This window comes from Pseudofrankia sp. EUN1h, assembly GCF_001854645.1.
GTDB classification, from domain to species: Bacteria; Actinomycetota; Actinomycetes; order Frankiales; family Frankiaceae; genus Pseudofrankia; species Pseudofrankia saprophytica.
Map to the genome: position 1 here is coordinate 155,909 of NZ_MBLN01000063.1, position 20,480 is coordinate 176,388.

Annotated in this window: 17 protein-coding genes and 1 tRNA gene; 4 read left to right on the top strand and 14 right to left on the bottom strand. The window is 73.5% G+C overall.

Translation table 11 applies throughout. The features are described 5' to 3' along the window. Nucleotides 1-505: 505 nt before the first annotated feature. The gene (locus tag BCD49_RS23435) at nt 506-2,551 is read left to right on the top strand and encodes a glycoside hydrolase family 26 protein (protein ID WP_083401655.1); all 2,046 of its coding nucleotides are present in this window, start codon (nt 506-508) and stop codon (nt 2,549-2,551) included. Here BCD49_RS23435 and BCD49_RS23440 read toward each other — a convergent pair. The 5 genes from BCD49_RS23440 to BCD49_RS23460 form a co-directional block, all read right to left on the bottom strand. Then, complete coding sequence (locus BCD49_RS23440) at nt 2,442-3,422, bottom strand: DUF222 domain-containing protein (RefSeq protein ID WP_007515883.1); 981 nt, start codon at nt 3,420-3,422, stop codon at nt 2,442-2,444. The genes BCD49_RS23435 and BCD49_RS23440 overlap by 110 nt on opposite strands. Nucleotides 3,423-3,720: 298 nt before the next feature. Further along, nucleotides 3,721-4,128: a DUF3037 domain-containing protein gene (locus BCD49_RS23445; protein WP_007515884.1), complete on the bottom strand. Its 408-nt coding sequence runs from the start codon at nt 4,126-4,128 to the stop codon at nt 3,721-3,723. After that, nucleotides 4,121-5,026, bottom strand: a complete 906-nt coding sequence (locus tag BCD49_RS23450; protein WP_007515885.1) for a HipA family kinase — start codon at nt 5,024-5,026, stop codon at nt 4,121-4,123. The genes BCD49_RS23445 and BCD49_RS23450 overlap by 8 nt, the downstream gene beginning before the upstream one ends. 101 nt (nt 5,027-5,127) lie before the next feature. After that, nucleotides 5,128-5,877, bottom strand: a complete 750-nt coding sequence (locus BCD49_RS23455; protein ID WP_007515886.1) for a Crp/Fnr family transcriptional regulator — start codon at nt 5,875-5,877, stop codon at nt 5,128-5,130. Between the two features lie 568 nt (nt 5,878-6,445). After that, a tRNA-His gene (locus BCD49_RS23460) sits at nt 6,446-6,518 on the bottom strand. A 679-nt stretch (nt 6,519-7,197) separates the two neighbouring features. On the opposite strand from BCD49_RS23460, the gene BCD49_RS23465 reads away from it, so the two are divergent. Next, entirely contained in the window at nt 7,198-8,166 is a 969-nt protein-coding gene (locus tag BCD49_RS23465) for a pirin family protein (protein WP_007515887.1), read from the top strand. A gap of 52 nt (nt 8,167-8,218) precedes the next feature. Here BCD49_RS23465 and orn read toward each other — a convergent pair whose 3' ends face one another. The 3 genes from orn to BCD49_RS23480 all read right to left on the bottom strand — a co-directional run bounded on the left by orn (nt 8,219) and on the right by BCD49_RS23480 (nt 10,568). Beyond that, a complete protein-coding gene (gene orn / locus BCD49_RS23470; protein WP_007515888.1) occupies nt 8,219-8,932 on the bottom strand; it encodes an oligoribonuclease in 714 nt (237 codons plus the stop codon). A 77-nt stretch (nt 8,933-9,009) separates the two neighbouring features. After that, the gene (locus BCD49_RS43665) at nt 9,010-9,522 is read right to left on the bottom strand and encodes a hypothetical protein (protein WP_007515889.1); all 513 of its coding nucleotides are present in this window, start codon (nt 9,520-9,522) and stop codon (nt 9,010-9,012) included. Nucleotides 9,523-9,725: 203 nt separating this feature from the next. Continuing rightward, complete coding sequence (locus BCD49_RS23480) at nt 9,726-10,568, bottom strand: iron reductase (protein WP_007515890.1); 843 nt, start codon at nt 10,566-10,568, stop codon at nt 9,726-9,728. Nucleotides 10,569-10,652: 84 nt separating this feature from the next. Here BCD49_RS23480 and BCD49_RS23485 point away from each other — a divergent pair, with 84 nt between their 5' ends. Further along, nucleotides 10,653-11,693, top strand: coding sequence for an isopenicillin N synthase family dioxygenase (locus BCD49_RS23485; protein ID WP_007515891.1), 1,041 nt, complete (start codon nt 10,653-10,655; stop codon nt 11,691-11,693). Between the two features lie 25 nt (nt 11,694-11,718). On the opposite strand, the gene BCD49_RS23490 is transcribed toward BCD49_RS23485, so the two are convergent. The 6 genes from BCD49_RS23490 to BCD49_RS23515 form a co-directional block, all read right to left on the bottom strand. Beyond that, a complete protein-coding gene (locus BCD49_RS23490) occupies nt 11,719-12,177 on the bottom strand; it encodes a hypothetical protein (RefSeq protein ID WP_007515892.1) in 459 nt (152 codons plus the stop codon). A 274-nt stretch (nt 12,178-12,451) separates the two neighbouring features. Further along, nucleotides 12,452-13,582 (bottom strand): nicotinate-nucleotide--dimethylbenzimidazole phosphoribosyltransferase, encoded by a 1,131-nt coding sequence (gene cobT, locus BCD49_RS23495; protein ID WP_007515893.1) that lies wholly within the window; start codon nt 13,580-13,582, stop codon nt 12,452-12,454. A gap of 83 nt (nt 13,583-13,665) precedes the next feature. Further along, complete coding sequence (locus BCD49_RS40970; protein ID WP_007515894.1) at nt 13,666-15,273, bottom strand: adenosylcobinamide-GDP ribazoletransferase; 1,608 nt, start codon at nt 15,271-15,273, stop codon at nt 13,666-13,668. A gap of 157 nt (nt 15,274-15,430) precedes the next feature. Further along, nucleotides 15,431-16,564, bottom strand: coding sequence for a bifunctional adenosylcobinamide kinase/adenosylcobinamide-phosphate guanylyltransferase (cobU, locus tag BCD49_RS42440; RefSeq protein WP_007515895.1), 1,134 nt, complete (start codon nt 16,562-16,564; stop codon nt 15,431-15,433). 111 nt (nt 16,565-16,675) lie between these two features. Then, nucleotides 16,676-17,056: a hypothetical protein gene (locus BCD49_RS23510; RefSeq protein ID WP_007515896.1), complete on the bottom strand. Its 381-nt coding sequence runs from the start codon at nt 17,054-17,056 to the stop codon at nt 16,676-16,678. 309 nt (nt 17,057-17,365) lie between these two features. Next, a complete protein-coding gene (locus tag BCD49_RS23515; protein WP_007515897.1) occupies nt 17,366-18,085 on the bottom strand; it encodes a response regulator in 720 nt (239 codons plus the stop codon). Nucleotides 18,086-18,650: 565 nt separating this feature from the next. Between BCD49_RS23515 and BCD49_RS23520 the strand changes: the two genes are divergently transcribed. After that, nucleotides 18,651-20,306 (top strand): aldehyde dehydrogenase family protein, encoded by a 1,656-nt coding sequence (locus BCD49_RS23520; protein WP_241832383.1) that lies wholly within the window; start codon nt 18,651-18,653, stop codon nt 20,304-20,306. Nucleotides 20,307-20,480: the final 174 nt, after the last annotated feature.

Genomic DNA, 20,480 nt, shown 5'->3' on the forward strand with positions numbered 1-20,480 from the left:
GTCACGGTGAAGCGCGGGGTGTCGCTCTCGAACCTCCGAACATCCGCTACGTAGAGCAATCACTGGTTACTCTCTGCTTATGGTCCGGGTGTTAGTCGACCGCTTCGGGCCATTGGGGTGGCGTCAAGAGTCATCCGGCCCGGGACGAAGGGATGACTCAGTGCCCCTGGGAAACTCGCCCCTGGGAACCGGACCCCCATCGAAACCGACCGAAGACCCGGCCGAAGCCACACGCGAGGCCGTCGGCGGACCTACCTCCACCCACCAACACGCTCCGCCAGCGCGCGCCAGCCGGCACCGCCGTCCCGCCCGCGGACCTTTCGGCTCATCCCGACAGCGCCCGGCACCGCGGCGGCCAGGCAGCCAGCCTGGCCTGGCGACGTCCCCCGAACCGCCCGAACACGGCGGACCACCGGGCCGGACCCGGCCGGCCCACCGCGCCGGCCGCCGGCACCGGGCCGGCCGGCGATGGTCGACCGGCGGCCCACACCGGCCGATCCTCGTCGTGGTGGCGCTGCTGCTCGGCGCGCTGGTCGTCCCGAGCGCGACCGCCTCCGCCGACGCGTCGGTGCTTCCCTTCGCCGACGTCGATCCGAGCACCCTACCGGGCGTCCTGCACACCACGGTCCAGCCGCCGGCCACCACGGGGATCAGCCAGTTCCCGATCCTCACCACCGCCGCGCCGGCCACCGAGCCACTCACCGACGACGAACTGCGGCAGACCGTGGTCCGCGTCGGCGAGCTCACCCCGCTCGCCGCGGCCACGGGCGTCATCGAGGACACCGCGGTCGGCGCGGGCGTCGGCCAGGTCAGCTACGGCGGCACCTGGACGCTCTGCGGCGGCTGCGCTCCCGACACCCCCAACCACTCGTTCCGCTACTCCCTGCAGGCCGGCGCGACCGCCAGCGTCTCGTTCACCGGCACCCAGATCAAGATCTACGGTGTCAAGGAGCGCGCCGGCGGCATCGCCTCCGTGAAGGTCGACAACGGACCGGCGACCACCATCGACACCTACGCCCCCACCTCGGGCGGCGCGGTCATCTACGACTCGGGCACGCTCGCGAACGGCGTGCACACCGCGGTCCTGACCAACCTGGGCCGGCGCAACGCGTCGTCGACGGCGTTCGCCGTCATCTTCGACCGCGCCGAGGTCTTCACCGACACGCCCCCGGACGACCCGGGCGACACGGACCCGCCCACCGGAACCAAGACGACGGTCGAGGACACCGCGACCGGTGTCGGTGACGACCAGGTCAGTTACAACGGGAACTGGATCCAGTGCGGCGGCTGCCAGCCGTCGACGCCGAACAAGTCGTTCCGCTACTCGCTCACGGCGGGTGCCACGGCCACGATCCGCTGGACKGGCACCCGGATCGTGATCTACGGCGTCAAGGAGAAGGCCGGCGGCCTGCTGACGGTCAGCGTCGACAGCCGGACGACGACCACCGTCGACACCTACGCGCCCAGCTCCAGCAACGCGCTCATCTACGACTCCGGCCAGCTCGCGTTCGGTGACCATGTGGCCGTCGTCACGAACATCGGCCAGCGCAACGCGTCGTCGACGGCGTTCGCGGTCTCCTTCGACCGCGCCGAGACGTACAACGCTCAGGACCCCGGCGGGCCGCCGCCCGGGCCGGACTTCCCCACCMGTTCCGGCGAGCCGTGGCTGTCCGGGGCCAACGGCGACCCGCTGATCACCCCGGCCGACGTGGACGCGTTCTGCGCGTTCCGCGGCAACCTGTGCGACGTGGCGCAGGTCTATACGGCGCGCGACAGCTGGCAGTCGATCGTGGGGCAGTCGTTCGTCTACTCGAACTTCGCCGGCTGGCCCGGCAAGCTCGTGATCAGCGTGCCGCCGTTCCCGGAGACGGGCGGCAACTCGCTGCGGACGTGCGCCACCGGCGCCTACGACAGCAACTGGCGCCAGTTCGGCCAGACGCTGAACGCGGCGGGGCGGCAGAACTCGATCGTCCGGCTGGCGTGGGAGGCGAACGGCAACTGGTACCCGTGGTCGGGCACCGACCCGGCCGCGTTCATCAACTGCTACCGGCACGTCGTGGACGCGATCCGCGCGACCGCGAACCCTGACCCGAAGTTCGACTGGACGATCAACTCGCACTACTCGCAGAACCCGCCGAGCCACAACCCGCTCGACCTCTACCCGGGCGACCAGTGGGTGGACATCGTGTCGATCGACGCGTACGACCAGTACCCGCCGTCGTACACGCTGGACCAGTTCAACGCGCAGGCGAACGCGACCGGCGGCATCACCTGGCTGTACAACTTCGCGCGGGCGCACGGGAAGCTGTTCGGCGTCCCCGAGTGGGGGGTCGCGTCCGGGTCCGGCGAGAACGGTGGCGGTGACAACGCCAACTACATCCAGTTCATGCGCGACTGGATGGTCGCCCGCGCCGGCCGTGGCATGTACTACGAGTCGTACTTCAACAACTGCGAAATGCAGAATGTCGGCTCGAACATCTACCGGCCGAAGGGACCGCACTGCCTGTACCAGAACACGGCGGCGGCGACTCGCTACGCGCAGCTGTGGTGAGGTGGCTGGCGGCCGCGAGGTAACAGCTCGCGACCGTGAGCAGCGCGTCGGCTCGTCGCTGGGCCGGGGCGCGGACGTCAGCCGGTCCGGCGGTCACCTGATCCGCCAGCCGTAGCGCGTCGAGCACGGTCCTGGCGTCATCGACCGGGACTGAGCCTGCGATCGTCACCCAGCCGCCCGGGTGCGCCTCCGCGCACCCGGGCGGTGCCGGTACCAGCGACAGCGAGCGGGCGCGCCAGGCGGCATCGGCGTCCCGCTCGACGCCGGCCGGGTCCGCGTCGCGCAGCCAGTGGTTGACCGCGGCGCGGACCTGGGCCGGCCCGGCCCGGCGCGCCAGGGCCGTGAGCTCGGCCTCCACCGGACCGGCGAGCGCCACCAGGCGCGGCGGACTGGTCAGCGGCGCCGTCAGGGCGAGCACATGGTCGAGGCTCACCTCACCGCGGCGGAACGCCTCCGCCAGCACCGGCAGACTGGTCAGGGCCCGCGCGGCGCCGAGCAGGGCGGCGGCCGTCGCGTCGGTCAGCCGGGCCCGCCCGGCGACCCAGCCAACGAGCGTAGGCCGCCCGTCCACCCCGCCCCGACCGGCGCGGTCACCGGCACCGTCGGGCCCGGTCGGGCATCCGCCAGGGCGGGTGCCGGCCGGACCGGCCGGACCGCTCGCCCCGGCGGTGCCGCGACGCCCCGGTCGTCCCCACCCATCGGCCAGGTCCGCCGCGCCCACCGCTCGCACCAGCGCGGCCTGCGCGGCCGCGATGACCCCGCCGAGCTGGCCTACCAGGTCGGCGACGGCGCCGTCCGCGAGCGAGGCAGGCTCGATCTCAGCCAGCGCCTGGCGCAGCGCCGCCAGCGCCGTCATCCCGTCACCGTCCATCCAGCCTCCCCCCGGAGCTGGGCGGCTGTCGGCCGCCTCGCGAGGGCGGCGCCGACCCGCACCGGCACGCCGGCGCCCGCGCCGTGCCCGAGGACCGCCGCGACGCGGACGCGCGGCGCGCCGAGCCACCGCCACCGCCCCGTGACGTCGCCGGCGGTCGCCCACCGGCGGCCTTCGGCCAGGCCGTGTCAGCCGCGGTGGCTCGGCGGTGGTGCCCTCAGAGCTGACCTCGCCAGAGCTGGCCACGCGCCGCCCTCTTCGAACTCACGTTCGACAATACGCCCAGCTCAGAGCCCCTTCAACCAGCCGCCGCACGCGGCGGGCCCTGCCGGTCGACCAGCAGTTCGACCAGGTGCTCCAGCTCGGTCGCCGGGTTCTCGGTGACCCCGGTGTGCACCGGTGAGGTCTGCACGACCGTGCTGCGCGGCGCGGTGAGCCAGCGGAACCGCTCGCCGGGCGACAGCACGCCCGCCGCTCCCGCCGCCGGGCCGCCGACGCACACCCGGTGCAACGCGTCGAGGTGAACGCGTACGGCCGCGAGGTCGAGGTACGGGTCGAGCGCCGCGAGCCGCTCGCCGTCGAGGACGCAGCGCAGGTCGAGGTAGCCGGCGCCCTGGCACCACAGCAGCACGCCGACGTTCATGCACTCGCCGCGCTCGACGCGCGGCACCACGCGTACCAGCGCGTACTCGAACAGCTCAGCCACGCCGGTCCTCCCCCGTCCGCTGCCCGCGTGCCAGCCGCAGCCAGGCCGGCGGTCCCTCCCGGTGGCCGGCCCGCTCGCGCGGGGCCGCGATCGCCGCCGGCCGCGCCACCGTCATCGGCTCGAGCCACGGCCTCCGGCCGCCGGCGCGCCCGGTGAGCCAACCGACGTACCGCTCCGGGTCCGCGTCGAGCCAGTCCGCCGGCACCAGGGCGACCACGGAGCGCACCAGCTCGGCGTCGACCAGCGGCGCGAGCTCGGCGTCGGCGGCGCGCAGCGCCCCGGCCGGGTCGGCGCCGAGCGCGGGCAGGAGCACGTGCTCCTCCCACCTGGGCAGTACCCGCTCGTCAGCCGGCACCGGCTCCGGCACCCGCTCCGGCACCGGGAGCCGCGCGTCGGCGGGCCGGGCCGGCCAGCCGTGATGCGGATAGAGCGCGGCGCCGTGGTCGATCAGCCATGGCCGGCCGCCCCAGACCAGCAGGTTCGGGTTCCGCCACGACCGGTCGACGTTGAGCGTCAGYGCGTCCAGCCACATCACCCGCGCGGCGAGCCCCGGGTCCACCTCGAAGGCCAGCGGGTCGTAGGTGATCGAGCCGGGAAGGTAGTCCATCCCCAGGTTGGCACCGGCGCTGGCCTTGAGCAGGTCCTGGATCTCCTGGTCGGGCTCGACGCGACCGAGCCTGGGATCCACGTCGATGACGACGAGCTCCGGCACGGGCAGCCCCAGCGCCCTGCCGAGCTCACCGACGACCACCTCGGCGACCAGCGACCGCGGCCCCTGTCCGGCGCCTCGGAACTTGACCACCCAGGTTCCCAGGTCGTCGCCCTCCATCAGCCCCGGCAGGCTGCCGCCTTCCCGCAAGGGCGTGGCATACCGAGTCGCCTTCACCAGCCGGAGCACCGCGACCTCCCGCCCTGCGCCGGCACCACTGCGGCGCCGTCCCGCGCAGGAAACCTAGTCGCGCCCGGCGGGGTGCTCCGGAACGGCCTGTTGGAGGGGCGCTAACTCGACGGCAGTCCCGCGGCGGTCCGCAGCGCGGGCAGGTCAAGAATCACGACGCTCCGGTACCCGGTCTCGATGATCTTGTCCCGGCGCAGCGCCCGCAGCGCCTTGTGAACGGTGGGGTCGTGCGCGCCGACCAGCGCTGCCAGCTCCTGCTGGGTCAGTGGCACTCCCAGCGCCCGTCCCCCCTCCGTCCGGTCGAACCCGTAGGCCCGGTCCAGCTCCACCAGCACCCGGGCGACCCGCACCGCCACCGGGCTGCCGGCGAACTCGACGCGCCGCCGGATGCTGAACCGCGTCTTCGCCACGATGCTCCGGCTGATCTCGGCCGAGGCTGCAGGATCCCTGGCCAGGTATCCGGCGAACTCCTCGCTCCGGATCACCTTGGCCAGCACGCCCCCGACGGCGGTGACCGTCGCCGACCGCGGCTGGGCGTCCAGCCCGGCGAACTCGCCGATGAGGTCCCCGCCGTGCCGCACGGCCAGCAGCGCCAGGCCCCCCGTGTCCGTCAGCGCCGTCACCTTCGTCCATCCGCGCAGCAGCACCGCCACGAACGTCGTCGCGTCGCCCTCACGCATCAGGTGCACGCCGCTCGGGAACTGCCGGAATCCGCCCAGTGCCAGCAGCCCCGTCTGTGACCGCTGCGGCAGCCGCCCCAGCAATGTCTGCTCCGGCCAACGAACGCGCCGCAGCCACTCACTCCGGCCCGCCTCCGTGTCCGGCGGCTCTCCCGAACCCAGCCCGCTCATGGCGCCCCCGCATCCATGCCGATCCCGACGTGACCAGGAAGTCAGCAACAGAATCCAGCGATTCAACCGAATCCGGCAAGCCACCACCGGCGAGACCCACAACTCACCGTAAACGCACCCGCCCCAGAGGGGGCCAATCCCAGCGACCTACCAGCTCAAAGACGCCAAGCCCCCAGACACCCACCACAAACAAGTCAGCAACCCGACACGCCACCAAGGCGCACCACCAAGGACCCCGATCCCCGGCAGCCCAGCGCAACGAACCCCAACACCTCAGCAAGAACCACCCCAGCCCCAACCCGCAATGCCGCCGAAGGCGGCGAGCCAGCGGGGGTGTCGGGGGCCGCAGGCCCGTGACCCCGGGGGGTTCCAGGGGGTCGCCCCCCTGGGCAGACATTACGGCAAAGGGGAAGCCGCTCCCGTAAGGGGCGGCGAACAGCGCTCCCCAGACCGTCGGGGGCCGCAGGCCCCCGACCCGGGGGTTCCAGGGGGTCGTCCCCCTGGGCAGAAATAGCGGCAAAGGGGAAGCCGCTCCCGTAAGGGGCGGCGAACACGACGCCCCAGCTCGGGTGAGTGACGGGACTTGAACCCGCGGCACCCGGGACCACAACCCGGTGCTCTACCAACTGAGCTACACCCACCATGCCGGTCTGGGATGCGGCCTGCTCACACGGCCACGTGCTGTGGCCKGGCTTGCCGGGGCGCGCCCCTTACCGGGCTTCGCCATCCTACTGGGCGGACTGGCGGATGCGACAACAGGGTTTTTGCGCCGGCCTACCTGTCATCGCGTCAGCTACACAAGGTAGTCGACCGAGCGGTCTGCGCGCATCAGCGCCGGCGTCGACGGTCCGGTGGACGGGTCGGGAGGTGGGCCGGGCCGCGGTTGTCCCTGGGCCGCTGACGGCCCCGCAGCCGACTGATGCCCAGAATGCGTTCCTGGATGATCCGCTCTTGCCTTGAGCATCGGCGATCCACGCCCCCGAAGGTAGCGTTCTGTGGAGCAACTGGTGTCCATCGTCACACGGTGTTTACCAAAGTCCCGGCGTGTCATGGGCGACGTGGGCGGCTCCATCACTCTCATTGCTCATCCGCAGCCTAGTCCGTCGGGACTCTGGCCAAACGGCACGCGATCATGCAACGCGCCCGCAGCGTCCGCGCGCCGTGGCGCGCCCCGCAGCGCTTGGGCGCCCGTCGCCCCCAATCCCGCGTCGGCGACCCGACCAAGCACGGCCCGCGGCAGGCCAGTGCGCGGGAAGGTTGACGAAGGCGCCACGGTTACACTGGCCGCTAGTTGCACATGCAACCAAGGAGGATGGTCTCATGCCCGCCGTCACTGCCGACACCGTCACCCTGCCGCGGCTGGCCGAGCCCGGCCTCGGCGACATCCCCCGTCCGGTCAGGAAGGTCACCACGGCACCGTTGGGCTATGAGGGTGAAGGCTTCCCGGTACGGCGCGCCTTTGCCGGCGTGAGCAAGGCCGACCTCGACCCGTTCGTGCACATGGACCAGATGGGCGAGGTCGAGTACGCCCCGGGCGAGCCCAAGGGCACGCCGTGGCATCCGCACCGCGGCTTCGAGACCGTCACCTACATGATCGACGGTACCTTCCAGCACCAGGACTCGCACGGCGGCGGCGGCCTGATCACCGACGGCGCCACCCAGTGGATGACGGCCGGCTCCGGGATCCTGCACATCGAGACGCCACCGGCGGCGCTCGTCGAGAGCGGCGGCCTGTTCCACGGCATCCAGCTGTGGGTCAACCTGCCAGCCAAGGACAAGTTCTCCCCGCCGCGCTACCAGAACCTCGAGGGCGAGCAGGTCTCGCTGCTCGCCTCAGCCGACGGCGGCGCGCTGCTGCGCATCATCGCCGGCGAGGTCGGCGAGCACCGCGGCCCCGGCTCGACGCACACCCCGATCGCGCTGGTCCACGTAACGGTGAGCCCCGGCGCCCAGGTGGACATCCCGTGGAACCCGGACTACAACGCGCTCGCCTACGTCCTCGCCGGGTCCGGCACGGTGGGTCCCGCGGCCACGGCGATCGAGTCCGGCCAGCTCGCGGTCCTGGGCGCCGGCGACCGGGTGGTGCTGGCCGCGGCCGAGCGGCAGGAGGCGCGCACCCCGAATCTGGAGGTGCTGGTGCTCGGCGGACGTCCCATCCGCGAGCCGGTGGCGCAGTACGGCCCATTCGTCATGAACACCCGTCAGGAGCTCCAGCAGGCGATCGACGACTTCCAGGCCGGGCGTCTCGGGGTGATTCCGGCGGGCGCGCTGATGCCGCACCGGGTCTGACGCCCCGCGGGTCGCTCCGCCGCCAGGCTGGGCCGTTTCGTTCCGTTGAGAATCAGACCTTGGGGGCGGGCTCCGACGCCTCGGTGATCTCGGCCGGGGTTGGAGCCAGCGACGGCTGGTCCGCGGCGGCGCCGTCCGACGCCGCCGCCCGGGCCGCGGCCGCCGTCTCGGCCTCGGCGCGGATCTCGACCGAGGCGACCCGCGCCTCGTCGGTCGTCGGGCCGGGCTGCGGGACGAAGACGGTCCGGCGGTAGTACCGGAGCTCCTCGATGCTCTCCCGGATGTCGGCGAGGGCGCGATGACCCCCGCGCTTGGCCGGGGCGGCGTAGTAGGCGCGCGGGTACCAGCGGCGAGCCAGCTCCTTGACCGACGAGACGTCGATCATGCGGTAGTGCAGGTAACCGTCCAGCTCGGGCATGTAGCGCGCCAGGAACGAGCGGTCCGTGGCGATCGAGTTGCCGCACAGCGGGGCGCGCCGGTTCTCCGGGACGAGGGCGCGCACGTAGGCGAGGACCTGCCGCTCGGCCTCGGCGACGCTCAGGGTCGACGCGCGGACGGCGGCGGTCAGGCCGGAGGTCTCGTGCATGTTCGTGACGACGGGCACCATCGCCTCGAGGGCCGCCTCGGGAGCCGCGATCACCAGGTCCAGCCCGTCGCCCACGACGTTGAGGTCACCGTCGGTCACCAGGCAGGCGACCTCCAGCAGCACGTCGGAGGCAGGGTCGAGGCCCGTCATCTCGCAGTCGATCCAAACCAGGCGATCCATCTCTCTGACACTAGGGTTTCCCGGTCGCAGCGTCACGCCCGCCCCAAGCGAACCACGGGCCCAGTGGCCCGGACGGGTCAGTTCTGGACGCTGAAACGAACGGAGCGCGGGCTGAACTGGGGGTTGGTCGGCGTCGCGGTCAACGTGTACTGCCCGTTGCGCACCGCCGCCGTCTCCCAGCCCACCGGATGCGGGGCGAACAGGTAGGGAGAGCTCACTGCGAGCCACGGGCTGTCGAAACCGGACAGCGTGTAGTTGACCGGCCCGACATCGCCCACCGTGACCAGCGTGATCTGGACGTCGCCGTGCAGGGTCTGCCCGTCCTCGACTCCCTGGAAGCCGAAGATCCGTGGGCCGGTATCGAGAGTGGTGGAGGCCGTGGGAGTGGGCGCCCCGCCGTCCGCGGGACTGGCGGTGGTCGGCCGGGCGGTGGGGGCGATGGTCGTCGCGGGACCGACCGCGGCCGATGACCCGCGGTCGTCGGCCTTCGCCTCGGTCTGCCGGTTGTAGTCGACGATCAGCAGTGGCATGAGTACAAGCGCGGCTATAAAGAGCATCAGGCCGAGATAGCCACGCCTGACCGCGTCCACGCCACCCGCACCTTTCCGCCCGCGCCCGCCGGCTCGCCCAAGATTGAACCCCTTGGGGGTGTCACTTTAGCGGCAGGCCGTTTACTGGCCGGCACGGTGGCAGGACCGCGACAGCATGCTCTTCTCGATCCGCCACCGCCCGCCGGCAGCGACCGGAAACGAGCCGACGACGGCCAGCCGGAGCGGACGATGACTGGCCGATGCTACGGACGGTGCAGGACGCAGTCCTCACACAACGCGTTCCGGTAGGCCGTGCGGCTGGCGCGGCCGCCGTGGGCGCGCGGGTCCAGCCGGTAGATGAGGCAGCAGCTGCGCCGCCGGAACCGGGCCGGGGCGATCAGTCCGCCGGCGCCGCGCAGTGGCCCGTCGCCCGCGCACAAGGCACCGGCGACGCCCCAGGCCCCGGCCGCCAGGGCCGGCTCGGCCAGGCCGATCATCTTCGCGGCCCCCGCGACACCTGACGCCACGTTCCCCCAGAGGATCTTCGACGACACCGGGTGGTGACGCTCGATCGCCGAGACAAGCGGCGCGACCACCGGGAGCAGCACTCCGTCCACGAATCCCCGCGCGAGCCGGCCCGGCACTGCGGCGCCCGGGACTGCGGCGCCCGGGACTGCGGCGCCGGCCGGCGCCAGCGGTCCGCCGAGCGCCAGCGGGAACGGGCCGCCGAGCTTGTCGCGCCAGTAGAGCAGCTCGGGGCGCAGGCGCGGCGGGTGGCCGGTGGTCACGGTCAGCGCGAGGGCGGGCGCGACCAGCCGCGCGCACACCCCGAGCTGGGCCACGGAGACCGCCACCCGTTCATCGACCGCGTCGGCGGCGAGTCCGCTCCCGGCGGCGAGCGCCGCCCGCACCGCGCCTGCCCGGCGCGCGAACGCGCCGGTGCGCGGGTCGCAGAGATCGGCCACCGCAAGCCAGCCCGCCGGCGGCTGGCCGGCAGGAGGAGAAAAAAGAGAAGGAGTCAGGACGTCCAGCGCGAAGTACGGCCCGAACCGGGCGCCGAGGTCCGACGGGGCCGGGCTGTCGCCGCCGCCCGCCGCGCCTCGCACCCGACCATGCTAGGCCGCGTCTCGTGCTCGCAACGGCGAGGCAACGGGACCATCACGTGTGGCGGCGATGCTGCGGCCGTGACCATGTCGCCCACCACCTCGGCGGTGACGGACCACCCGGAGCCATCCCGAGGCATTCCCGTCATCGACATCGCTTCCTTCGTCACCGGCGGCGACCCGGCGCCGGCCGTCGACCGGATCGCCCATGCCTGCGCGCGGGTGGGCTTCCTGCAGGTCGTCGGGCACGGGATCGCTCCGGCGACTCTGACCGCCGCCTACCGGGCGATGGACGAGCTGCTCGCCCTGCCCGAGGCGGGCCGCGGCGCGTTCGCCTCGCCCGACGGCCACCCGTTCCGCGGCCTGTCGACGATGCGTGCGGCGACCGGAGCACCGACGTGCCACCGGTTCCAGATCTGCGCCTACGACGACCCGGCCGCCGCGGCCGCCGCCGGCGTCCCGGCCCAGTACGGCGATTACTTCGCTCGCAATGTGTGGCCCGGGCAGGTCGCCGGGCTACAGGCCGACCTGCTCGCGTGCTTCGCCGAGATGCGGCGGGTCGGCGACACGCTGATGGAGCTGTTCGCCCGCGCGCTCGGCCTTGCCCCGGCCTACTTCGCCCCGATGCTGACCCATCCGGTGTCCGACTTCTCCATCAACAGCTATCCGCCACAGCCGGCCCGCGACGACCCCGAACCCGCAATCACCTTCCGGGAGCACAGTGACTCGGGCATGCTGACCGTGCTGCACCAGCGCGGCGACTACGCGGGCCTGCAGGTACAGGACCTCGACGGGACCTGGGTCCCGGTCCCGGTCCGCGAGGACGCACTGGTGATCAATATCGGTGACCTGATGAGCAGGTGGACCAACGACCACTGGCCGTCGACCCGGCACCGGGTGGTCGCGGCCACGGACCCCACCGCGACGCGCGCGTCGCTGGCGACGTTCCACCTGCCCAACGTCGACACCGTGGTCGCCCCGCTGGCCGCCTTCGTCGCCGCGGGCGACCCGCGCTACGAGCCGGTCACGCCCTACGTCTGGGAGAAGATGTTCCTGGCGAAGGTCTACCAGCCCCGCGAGCCGGCGTCGGCCGGCGGGCCACCTCGGCCCAGCCGGCCTGACGGCTGACGGCCGACAGGAAAACCGCCGGCGGTCAGGAGCTCGGGCGGTCGGTGACCGGTGGGGAGAGGACCTCGAGGCGGGAGCGGACCTCGGCGAGCACCTCGGCCCACGCGTCGCGCAGGTCGTCGCAGCCGTCCGGGCACAGGTCGTCGACGGCGAGCATGACCACGCTGCCGCCGTTGGCCGCCGGCAGGACCTCCCAGGTGACGATGACCGTCGAGTCCTCGCCGTCGGGGCGCGCCGCGCCGAGGGTGTACGTCAGCCGGTAGGGAGCCGCGGCCCGCAGCACGGTGCCGTAGACGGCGGTGCCAGCGGCGACCAGCCGGACCGGGGACCCGGTACGCCAGTCGGAGATCAGCTGGCGGCCCGCCAGCATCGCGCCCGGCGCCTCGACGCCCGGCTCTGTGTCACCCGCGAGCACCCACCACGCCTCCTCAGGCGCCGCCGCGACGGACGCGGACAGGAAGCTCGTCCGAAACGGCTCACGCATCGTTCTCATCCCCTCGGTCACTACGCGCTGCCTTGCGCGTGACGACCATGCTGCCGGCCCGGGGACCTCGCGAACCCGTGTTGTCAGGCCGCGGACGTGTAACGACCGGGACAGCGTCGACACCTGTCCGCTACCGGTCAGCCAGCCGTCGGCCACCTTCGCGTCCCCGGGGGTCTACCCCCGCGGCCTCGGTCCTAGCCCGCGGACGCGCCACGGGCAGCGCCCGTGGCGCGCCGTCAGACACAGCCGGCAGGCCTCGCCGGCCGGCGCGCCGTCAGGCGTTGCCGCCGGGTGCGCCGTCGTCGGCGCTCTTGTCGGTGACGCCGGCGCTGTCGAAGGTGGCGACCTCGGCGAGGACACGGGCCGCGGCCTGGACGACGCCCACGGCCAGCACCCCGCCCGAGCCCTCACCGAGGCGCATGCCGAGGTCGAGCAGCGGAACGAGACCTAGGGCGGCGAGCGCGGCGGAGGCGCCCGGCTCGACCGACCTGTGCCCGGCGAACATCGCCGCGCGCGCGTCGGGCACGAGCGCCGCCGCGACCAGCGCCGACGAGCAGGCGATCACCCCGTCGAGCAGTACCGGCACCCGGGCGGCCGCGGCCGCGAGCACGAAGCCGACCGTCGCCGCGTGCTCCAGTCCCCCGACGGACGCGAGCACCCCGAGCGGGTCGTCCGCGCCGACGCCGTCGCCCGCCGCTCGCGCGACCGCACGGCGCACGACCTCGACCTTGCGGGCGAGGGTCGCGTCGTCGACGCCGGTGCCCCGACCGGTCACGTCAGCGGGGTCCACGCCCAACAGCGCGGCGATCAGGGCCGCCGACGGGGTGGTGTTCGCGATGCCCATGTCGCCGGTGACGAGCAGGTCATGGCCGTCGCGCAGCAGACCCTCGGCCACCGCCACGCCGGCGGCGATCGCCGTCAGCGCCTCATCCCTGCTCATCGCGGCCTCGACGGTGATGTCGCCGGTGCCGGCCCGCACCCGGCGGCGGTCCAGCCCCGGCATGGCGCCGATGACGGCCGACGCCTCGACCGACATGCCCACGTCCACCACCGCCACCACGGCACCGGCCTGGCGGGCGAGCGCGTTGACGACCGCGCCGCCGGCCAGGAAGTTCGCGACCATCTGGCCGGTGACCTCCCGCGGCCACGGCGAGACGCCCTGAGCGTGCACGCCGTGGTCACCGACGAACACCGCGACCGCCGGCGCCGCCGGCACCGGCGGGGGCACCCGCCCCGCCAGCGCGGCGAGCCGGACCGACACGTCCTCCAGCTGACCGAGGGAGCCGCGTGGCTTGGTCAGCCGGTCCTGGTGCTCGCGGGCGGCCCGCGCGACGGCCGGGTCCACCGGCCGGATGCTGGCGGCGAGGCTCTCGAGAACGGACGTGTCCGACGGTTCGGGGCTCATGGATGGCTCCTCTCGGTCCGAGGGCGGACGCTACAGAAAGTCATCCGTCACCGGAGCCCGAACGTGACGGACATCCGCCGGATCTACAACAGGCCGCCCCACGCGACCACGGCGGCCAGCGCCAGCAGGGTGACGGTGGTGCTGATCTCGATGACGGCGCCGAACACGTCGCCGGTGATGCCGTCGAGCCTGCGAACCACGTGCCAGGTGACCAGTCGGCCGGCGGCGAGCCCGACGAGAACGGCGAACGGCAGCCACAGCGCCGCCACGAGGCTGGTCGCGGTGAGCGCGAGCAGGAGCCACCCGAGAACGAGCGTCGCGCCGATCGCGACCGCCCTGACGGCGACGGAAGCGGTCCCGGCGACGACGGCGCCGAAGCCGCCAGGGCGCGCGGGCGGCACCGCCGGGCGGCCGGCGTCGAGGGCGGCCAGCCGGCCAGCGACGACGGCCACGACGAGCAGCACCAGCCCCTGGGGGCGACTCGCGCCGCCCAGCAGGGTGGCCGCCGCGGCGATCTGCAGCAGCACCGCGCCGACAGCCGCCGCCACCCCGAAGGGGCCGATGTCGGACTGGCGCATGATCGCCAGGGCCTCCGCCGCCGGCCTACGGCTGCCCAGCCCGTCGGCGACGTCGGCCAGGCCGTCCAGGTGCAGGCCACGGGTGAGCAGCGCCAGGACGCCGACCCACACCACCGCGCCGAGGAACGCCGCGCCGCCGTCGTGGCCGCGCCAGAAGACGAGCGACAACGCCCACCCGAGGAAGCCCACCAGCGCGCCGACCAGCGGCAGCCAACGCAGCGCCCAGCCGCCGAGACCCGGCTCGGCGGCGTCCTGGGCCGACCGGCTCGCCGGCAGCGGCAGCACCGTGAACATCCCCACAGCCATCGGCAGCGCCCGCAGCGCCGCCGGGTCGAGTGCGGAGGACCGGCGCCGGCTGTGCCCCGGCGTCTCGGCCCGCCGTGCCCGCAGCGCGGTCATCCCGCCGGCCGCCCGGCCGCGCACCCAGCCAACGCCCTGGCCGACCCCCTGACCGACGCCATGACTCACCCTGCGGCCGAAGGCGCCCGGGCCTGGCGGCGGCTGGCCCGGTCCCGGCACCGGCCGGGTCGACGTGCTCCCTGGCTGGCCGCCGGCCGGCGGCCTCGGCTCGGTGGGGTCGCCGGTACGGCGGGGGTCCGGCTCGCCACGCCAGCCACGGCGCGGCCGGCGTGGCTGGCGCCCGTAGGGTTCGCTGTTCGCCAGCAGGTCGTCCATCCCGACGTCCTGGACGCCGCCTGGCGCGGCCTGGCGGCGGTAGGAGGGGTCGGGTGGCGGCGCGTCACCGGGCCGCCGCGGACGGGGCCGCTCGTAGGGACCGCCGGCGTCCTCCGGCAGCGGCGGCGTGTAGCCGCCCTGGGGCTGCCCGGGAGGTCCGGGAGGTCCGGGCTGCGCGGGGCCGCCCGCCGCGCCCGGAACGGCGGGGAACGGTGCCGGGGTCTCGTCGGGGTAGCCGTGCCCCCCGAAACCGGAGATGTCGTAGCTCGGATCGGCGTAAGCGGGATCGGCATAGGCGGGATCGGCGTAGCCGGAATCCTCGTAGCCGGAAGGGTCGTAGCCGCGCTCGGTGTAGCCGGGATCGTCGTAGTCACGATCGCCGAAACCGCCGTCGCGGTGGCGGCCTTCGCCGCCGGCACCGCCACCCGGAGTCGTCATGGCCGGATCCTCCTTTGTCGCCCGTTTCTTCGACGGTTGTCGACGTTCAAAGGGTTCCCGCGTACTTACGCAGGCTCCGCGCCAGGTATCGCTCTGATCATCCTGCCTCATCCTCGGCGGGTACCCAAGACCGACACTCCCGGAGAAGGGTGTGAAGTCAGCGGATGCGCTGTCCGATGCCGGCCGTGCAGAGCCAGACCTCGTCGGCCACCGCGGCGAGCCGGGCGTTGAGTCGGCCCAGTTCGTCGCGGAACCGGCGGCCGGCGGTGGTCGCCGGCACGACCCCCGAGCCGACCTCGTTGGTCACGGCGACGACGTGTCCCTCGGCCGCGGACCAGGCCGCCACCAGGGCATCCACGGCTCCCGCGAGCGCGGCGTCGGCGGCACGACGGGCCCCCGTGCTGGTCGCCGTCGCGTCCGCGTGGACGTCCGTGTCCTCGTCGAGGACCCAGATCCCGGCGGCGTCCATGGCCGCCGTGAGCCAGGTACCGACGCAGTCGAACAGAACGGCGGGCACCGGCCGGCCTGCGGACCCAAGGACCGCGGCGGCGTCCGGGGTTTCGACCGTCGACCAGGTCGCCGGCCGCCGGCCGCGGTGCCGGGCGACTCGCGCCGACCATTCGGCGTCGTCCGGCGAGGGCGTCCCACCGGTCGCCAGGTAGACGACTCGCGCGCGACCGGCGAGCATCCGCTCGGCCAGCTCCGACTTGCCCGAGCGGGCGCCGCCGGTGACCAGGACGCGCCGTCCCGGGGCCGGCGGCGCGAGCACCGTCACGCCGGCCAGCTGGTCGCGCACCGCCGGCGCCAACGGAATGGTGGGGATCACCCGCGCGGGCAGCGCGGCCACGGTGACCGCGGGCAGTGGCCCGGCGGCCGGGCAGTGCAGCAGCACTCCCCTGCTCGTCTCCACCAGCAGGGCGACCTCGCCTCCGCCCGCCGGGAGCACCCGCACGCCCGGCGGCGCCGCCTCCGGGCGGTCGAGCACCGCGCTGGCGGGGAGATCCGGGTCCAGCCGGTCCGGTCCACCGCCGGTGGGCAACACCCGCACCCCGGCAAGGGAGAGCCCGGCGAACGCGGCCCTGGTGGCGACCCCGACACCGCAGTCGAGAAGCAGCCGGCCGCACCGCGGATCGTCCACCAGCACGCCCACCGGCCGTCGCGGCCCGCCGGCGTCGTTCTCCCGGTCCCAGTCCCGGTCTCTGCCGCGGCCCTGGCCCCGGCCCTGCTCCCGGCCCTGGTCTCGGTCGGTCGCGGCGACGGCTCGGCCGTCGGCGAGCACCACGACGGCCATCAGCCTCGCCGCCGGTCGCGGTCCAGAGGCGACGAACCCGTCAGGCGAGCCGCTCCGCCGGGGAGAAGCCCGCCCGGAGCCGAAGGGTCATCGTCCGGCCGGATACCCGCCTCAGCCGCGACCGAGGCGAGGCGGGTATCCGGCCGGGCGCTCAGAACGCGTCGCGTGACACTCACGGCTGTCCAGGATGCCCGCTGGCAGGGCGGCCGCGCGTCCTCGGGCTCGGACCGCGATCGCGGCCGAGGCGATGGCCGTGGTCGCGGCGGCCACCGTGGCCGCCGCCGCGTTCGCGGCGTTCGCCGTGGTGACCGCGGCGACGTCCGCAGCGGCCGCCGCTGCCACCGACGAGGCGGACACGGCCACCGCCGAGGCCGCCGAGGCGGCGCTCGAGGCGACGACGGCCGCGATCCTGGCGGTCGCCACGACCGCCGCGGCCGACCCGACCGCGGCCGCCGCCGTCGCGGCCGACAGCGCCATGGTCGTCGTCGACACAACCGACCTGGTCGTTCTCGCCGCCCGCCGCGCCTGGGCCACGTCCACTGCACCACCCCCAGCCCGGCGCGGTCCCGTCGCCGACGGTCCCGCTGTCATTGCCCTCCGCATCGTGACACGCCCAGCCGCGTGGCGACACCCCACGCGGCCTAACGCCCACCTCGGCGAAAACCTCCGGACCACCGTGGATCCGGCAGGTTTGGAACATCGCCCCACGGCACCCGTCAGATTCACGGTTTCCTGGCATACCACCACGGAGAGCGCCCGACGGGCGCCCAGGGCGAACCGTTCCGCGCCTCACCATGGGCGCTACTCGATATCGAAGAGGCCCTGGCGGACGGCGTACATGACGGCTTCCATGCGGGAGTGCAGCTGGAGTTTGTCCAGAATGTTACGAACGTGGTTCTTGACGGTGTTCTCGCTGATGAACAGCTTGCGAGCGATCTCGCGGTTCGCCCTGCCCTCGGCGACGAGCTTGAGCACTTCCAGCTCGCGGGCGGTCAGGTGGGGCGTGTGCAGGCGCGGCCGATCCTCGGTACCGCGGGCGATGCTCGCGAACTCGGCCATCAGCTTGGAGGCCATCGACGGGCTGATGAGGCTCTGCCCGTGATGCACCGCGCGGACGGCGTCCGCGACCTCGTGCGGCGGTATCGACTTGAGCAGATAGCCGACGGCACCGGCTTTGATCGCCTCGAAGAGGTCGTTCTCCTCGTCCGAGACGGTCAGCATGACGATCTTCACCCCGGGGACGGCCCGCTTGACCGCGCCCGTCGCCGCGATCCCGTCGCGCAACGGCATCCGGACGTCCATGAGCACGATGTCCGGCGTCGTGCCGGCGGCCAGGGAAACCGCTTCCTGCCCATTGCCGCCGCGGCCGACGACCTTGATGTCGTCCTCTATCTCGAGAACGGTCTGCAGGCCCTGCAGGAACAGCTCATGGTCGTCCACCACGAGGACCCGGATCGGAGTCGTGTCCCGGATCGGGTCGGCCGTCGCAGCGGCCGACGGCGGAACGACACTGGCCGTCATCACACACCCGGAAATCTATGAACGGATCGTTCGGAAGTAACTAATGGGACTACCGGCGAATAGCGGTTCAGGTACCCGCCCACTCTACGTGATGAGGCACGTACTAGCGGTTGCATCGAGGCCCGCGCCGCGCGGCGCTCGGAGAACGCGGGCCGATCCCTGACACGGCCCAACGATTCCGACATGCCCGGATGGTACCTCCGGCAAGGTTCCTTTTTGGCGCAAGAGTGAACAGATGGGACGCGCGTCGGATTACCCGCGGCGCTCGCGGCCAGCCCGCGCGGCGGCCCGGCGCCCGCCATCGGACCACACCCGGACCGGACCGTTGGTGGTGGCTCTGGCGCGCCTGTCACCCGGGGCCCGGACGGGCACCGCGTCTGGATCCCGCGGCACCCGCCCGTTCCCGACGACGTCATTTAAAGAGCTTTGAGATATCGGCGATCGATTTCCTCCACCGGCCCGCGGGGTCATGCTCGCCCGCCGAGAGTGATTGGCCCGCCGGCCAGGGTGATTGACGAATCGGCACTGGCTGGCGCGCCCGCGAACGGTGGCGCACCCTGCGCTTATGGTTACCGCCGCCCGGACCAGCCGCGCCACCGGCGCCAGCGACCCAGCCGTCAGCGACGGACCGGCCGCAGGCACCGCCGACGAGCGGCCCGCCGCCAGCCGGGCGCCCGCCCTGCGCCTTGCCCCCGGCACCACCTGGGCGGACGCGTTCGCGCGGGCCGGCGACGCGGCGCCGGAGGCGTTCGGCGACGGCCGCCTGCTCAACCTGTGGGGCGGCCACTGGCGGGCGACGGGCATACCGCTGGCGCACAGCGCGTCACCCGTCGACGGCTCCCCCATCGCCGGTCCGCCGATGATCCAGCTTGACGAGGCCCGCGAGGCGATCGGCGCGGCGTGCGAGGAGCACCAGCGCTGGCGGGACGTGCCGCTGGTCGAGCGGCGCGCCCGGGTGACCGCCGCCGTCGACGCGCTCGACGCCCACCGGGACACGCTCGCGCTGCTGCTGGTCTGGGAGATCGGCAAGCCGTGGCGGCTGGCGAGGACCGACGTCGACCGCGCCATCGACGGCGTCCGCTGGTACCTCGACGAGATCGATCCGATGCTCGCCGAGCGCGCGCCGCTGCCCGGGCCGGTCAGCAACATCGCCAGCTGGAACTACCCGATGAGCGTCCTCATGCACGCCATGCTGGTGCAGGTGCTCGCCGGCAACGCGGCGATCGCCAAGACCCCCACCGACGGGGGCGCCGCCTGCCTCACGCTGGCCTGCGCGCTCGCCCGCCGGGAGGGTCTCCCGCTCTCGCTGGTCTCCGGACCCGGCTCGCGGCTGTCGAGCGCCCTGGTGCGGGCGCCGGAGATCGGGGCGCTCGCGTTCGTCGGCGGCCGCTCGGCCGGCGGCCAGGTCGCCGCCGCCCTCTGCGACACCGGCAAGCGGCACTTCCTGGAACAGGAGGGCCTGAACGCGTGGGGCGTCTGGGAGTTCTCCCAGTGGGACCTGCTCGCCGGGCACGTGCGCAAGGGCTTCGAGTACGCCAAGCAGCGATGCACCGCCTACCCGCGCTACGTCGTCCAGCGCCAGCTGTTCGACGAGTTCCTGAAGATGTACCTGCCGGTCGTCGAGTCTGTCCGGTTCGGCCACCCGCTGGCGGTCGGGGGGGACGACGAGCCGCTGCCGGACCTCGACTTCGGGCCGCTGATCAATGCGGTCAAGGCCGCGGAGCTCGCCGGGCGGGTCGAGGAGGCGATCGCCAAGGGCGGCGTCCCGCTCTACCGCGGCAGCCTCGCCGACGGCCGGTTCCTGCCCGGCCAGGACACCTCCGCCTACGCCGCGCCGACGGCGATCCTGTCCCCGCCGGCCTCGTGCGCGCTGCACCACGCCGAGCCGTTCGGCCCCGTGGACACGATCGTGGTGGTCGACTCGGAGGCGGAGCTGCTGGCCGCTATGAACGCCTCGAACGGCGCGCTCGTCGCCTCGCTCGCCTGCGACGACGAGGACAAGGCCCGCCGGATGTCCGCCGAGCTCGCCGCGTTCAAGATCGGCGTCAACCGGCCGCGCTCGCGCGGGGACCGGGCGGAGCCGTTCGGCGGCCGCGGCGCTTCCTGGAAGGGCGCCTTCGTCGGCGGCGAGCACCTCGTCCACGCCGTCACCGTCGGCCCCGACCCCGACGAACGCCTCTACGGCAACTTCCCGTCGTACTCGCTCTACCCGGAGACATAGGCTGCCTCATGGGCACTCTGGCGGCTAGCTCCGGCGGTTGCGACGGACAATGCCGAGGCTGGCGGGCCACCGATGACAACGCGCATGGCGGCACCCATGGGCCGACGCACCGACGACACCCTGACTTTCTTCTGACGGATCGGCCGCCCGTCAGACGCCTTGACGCAGCGTTGC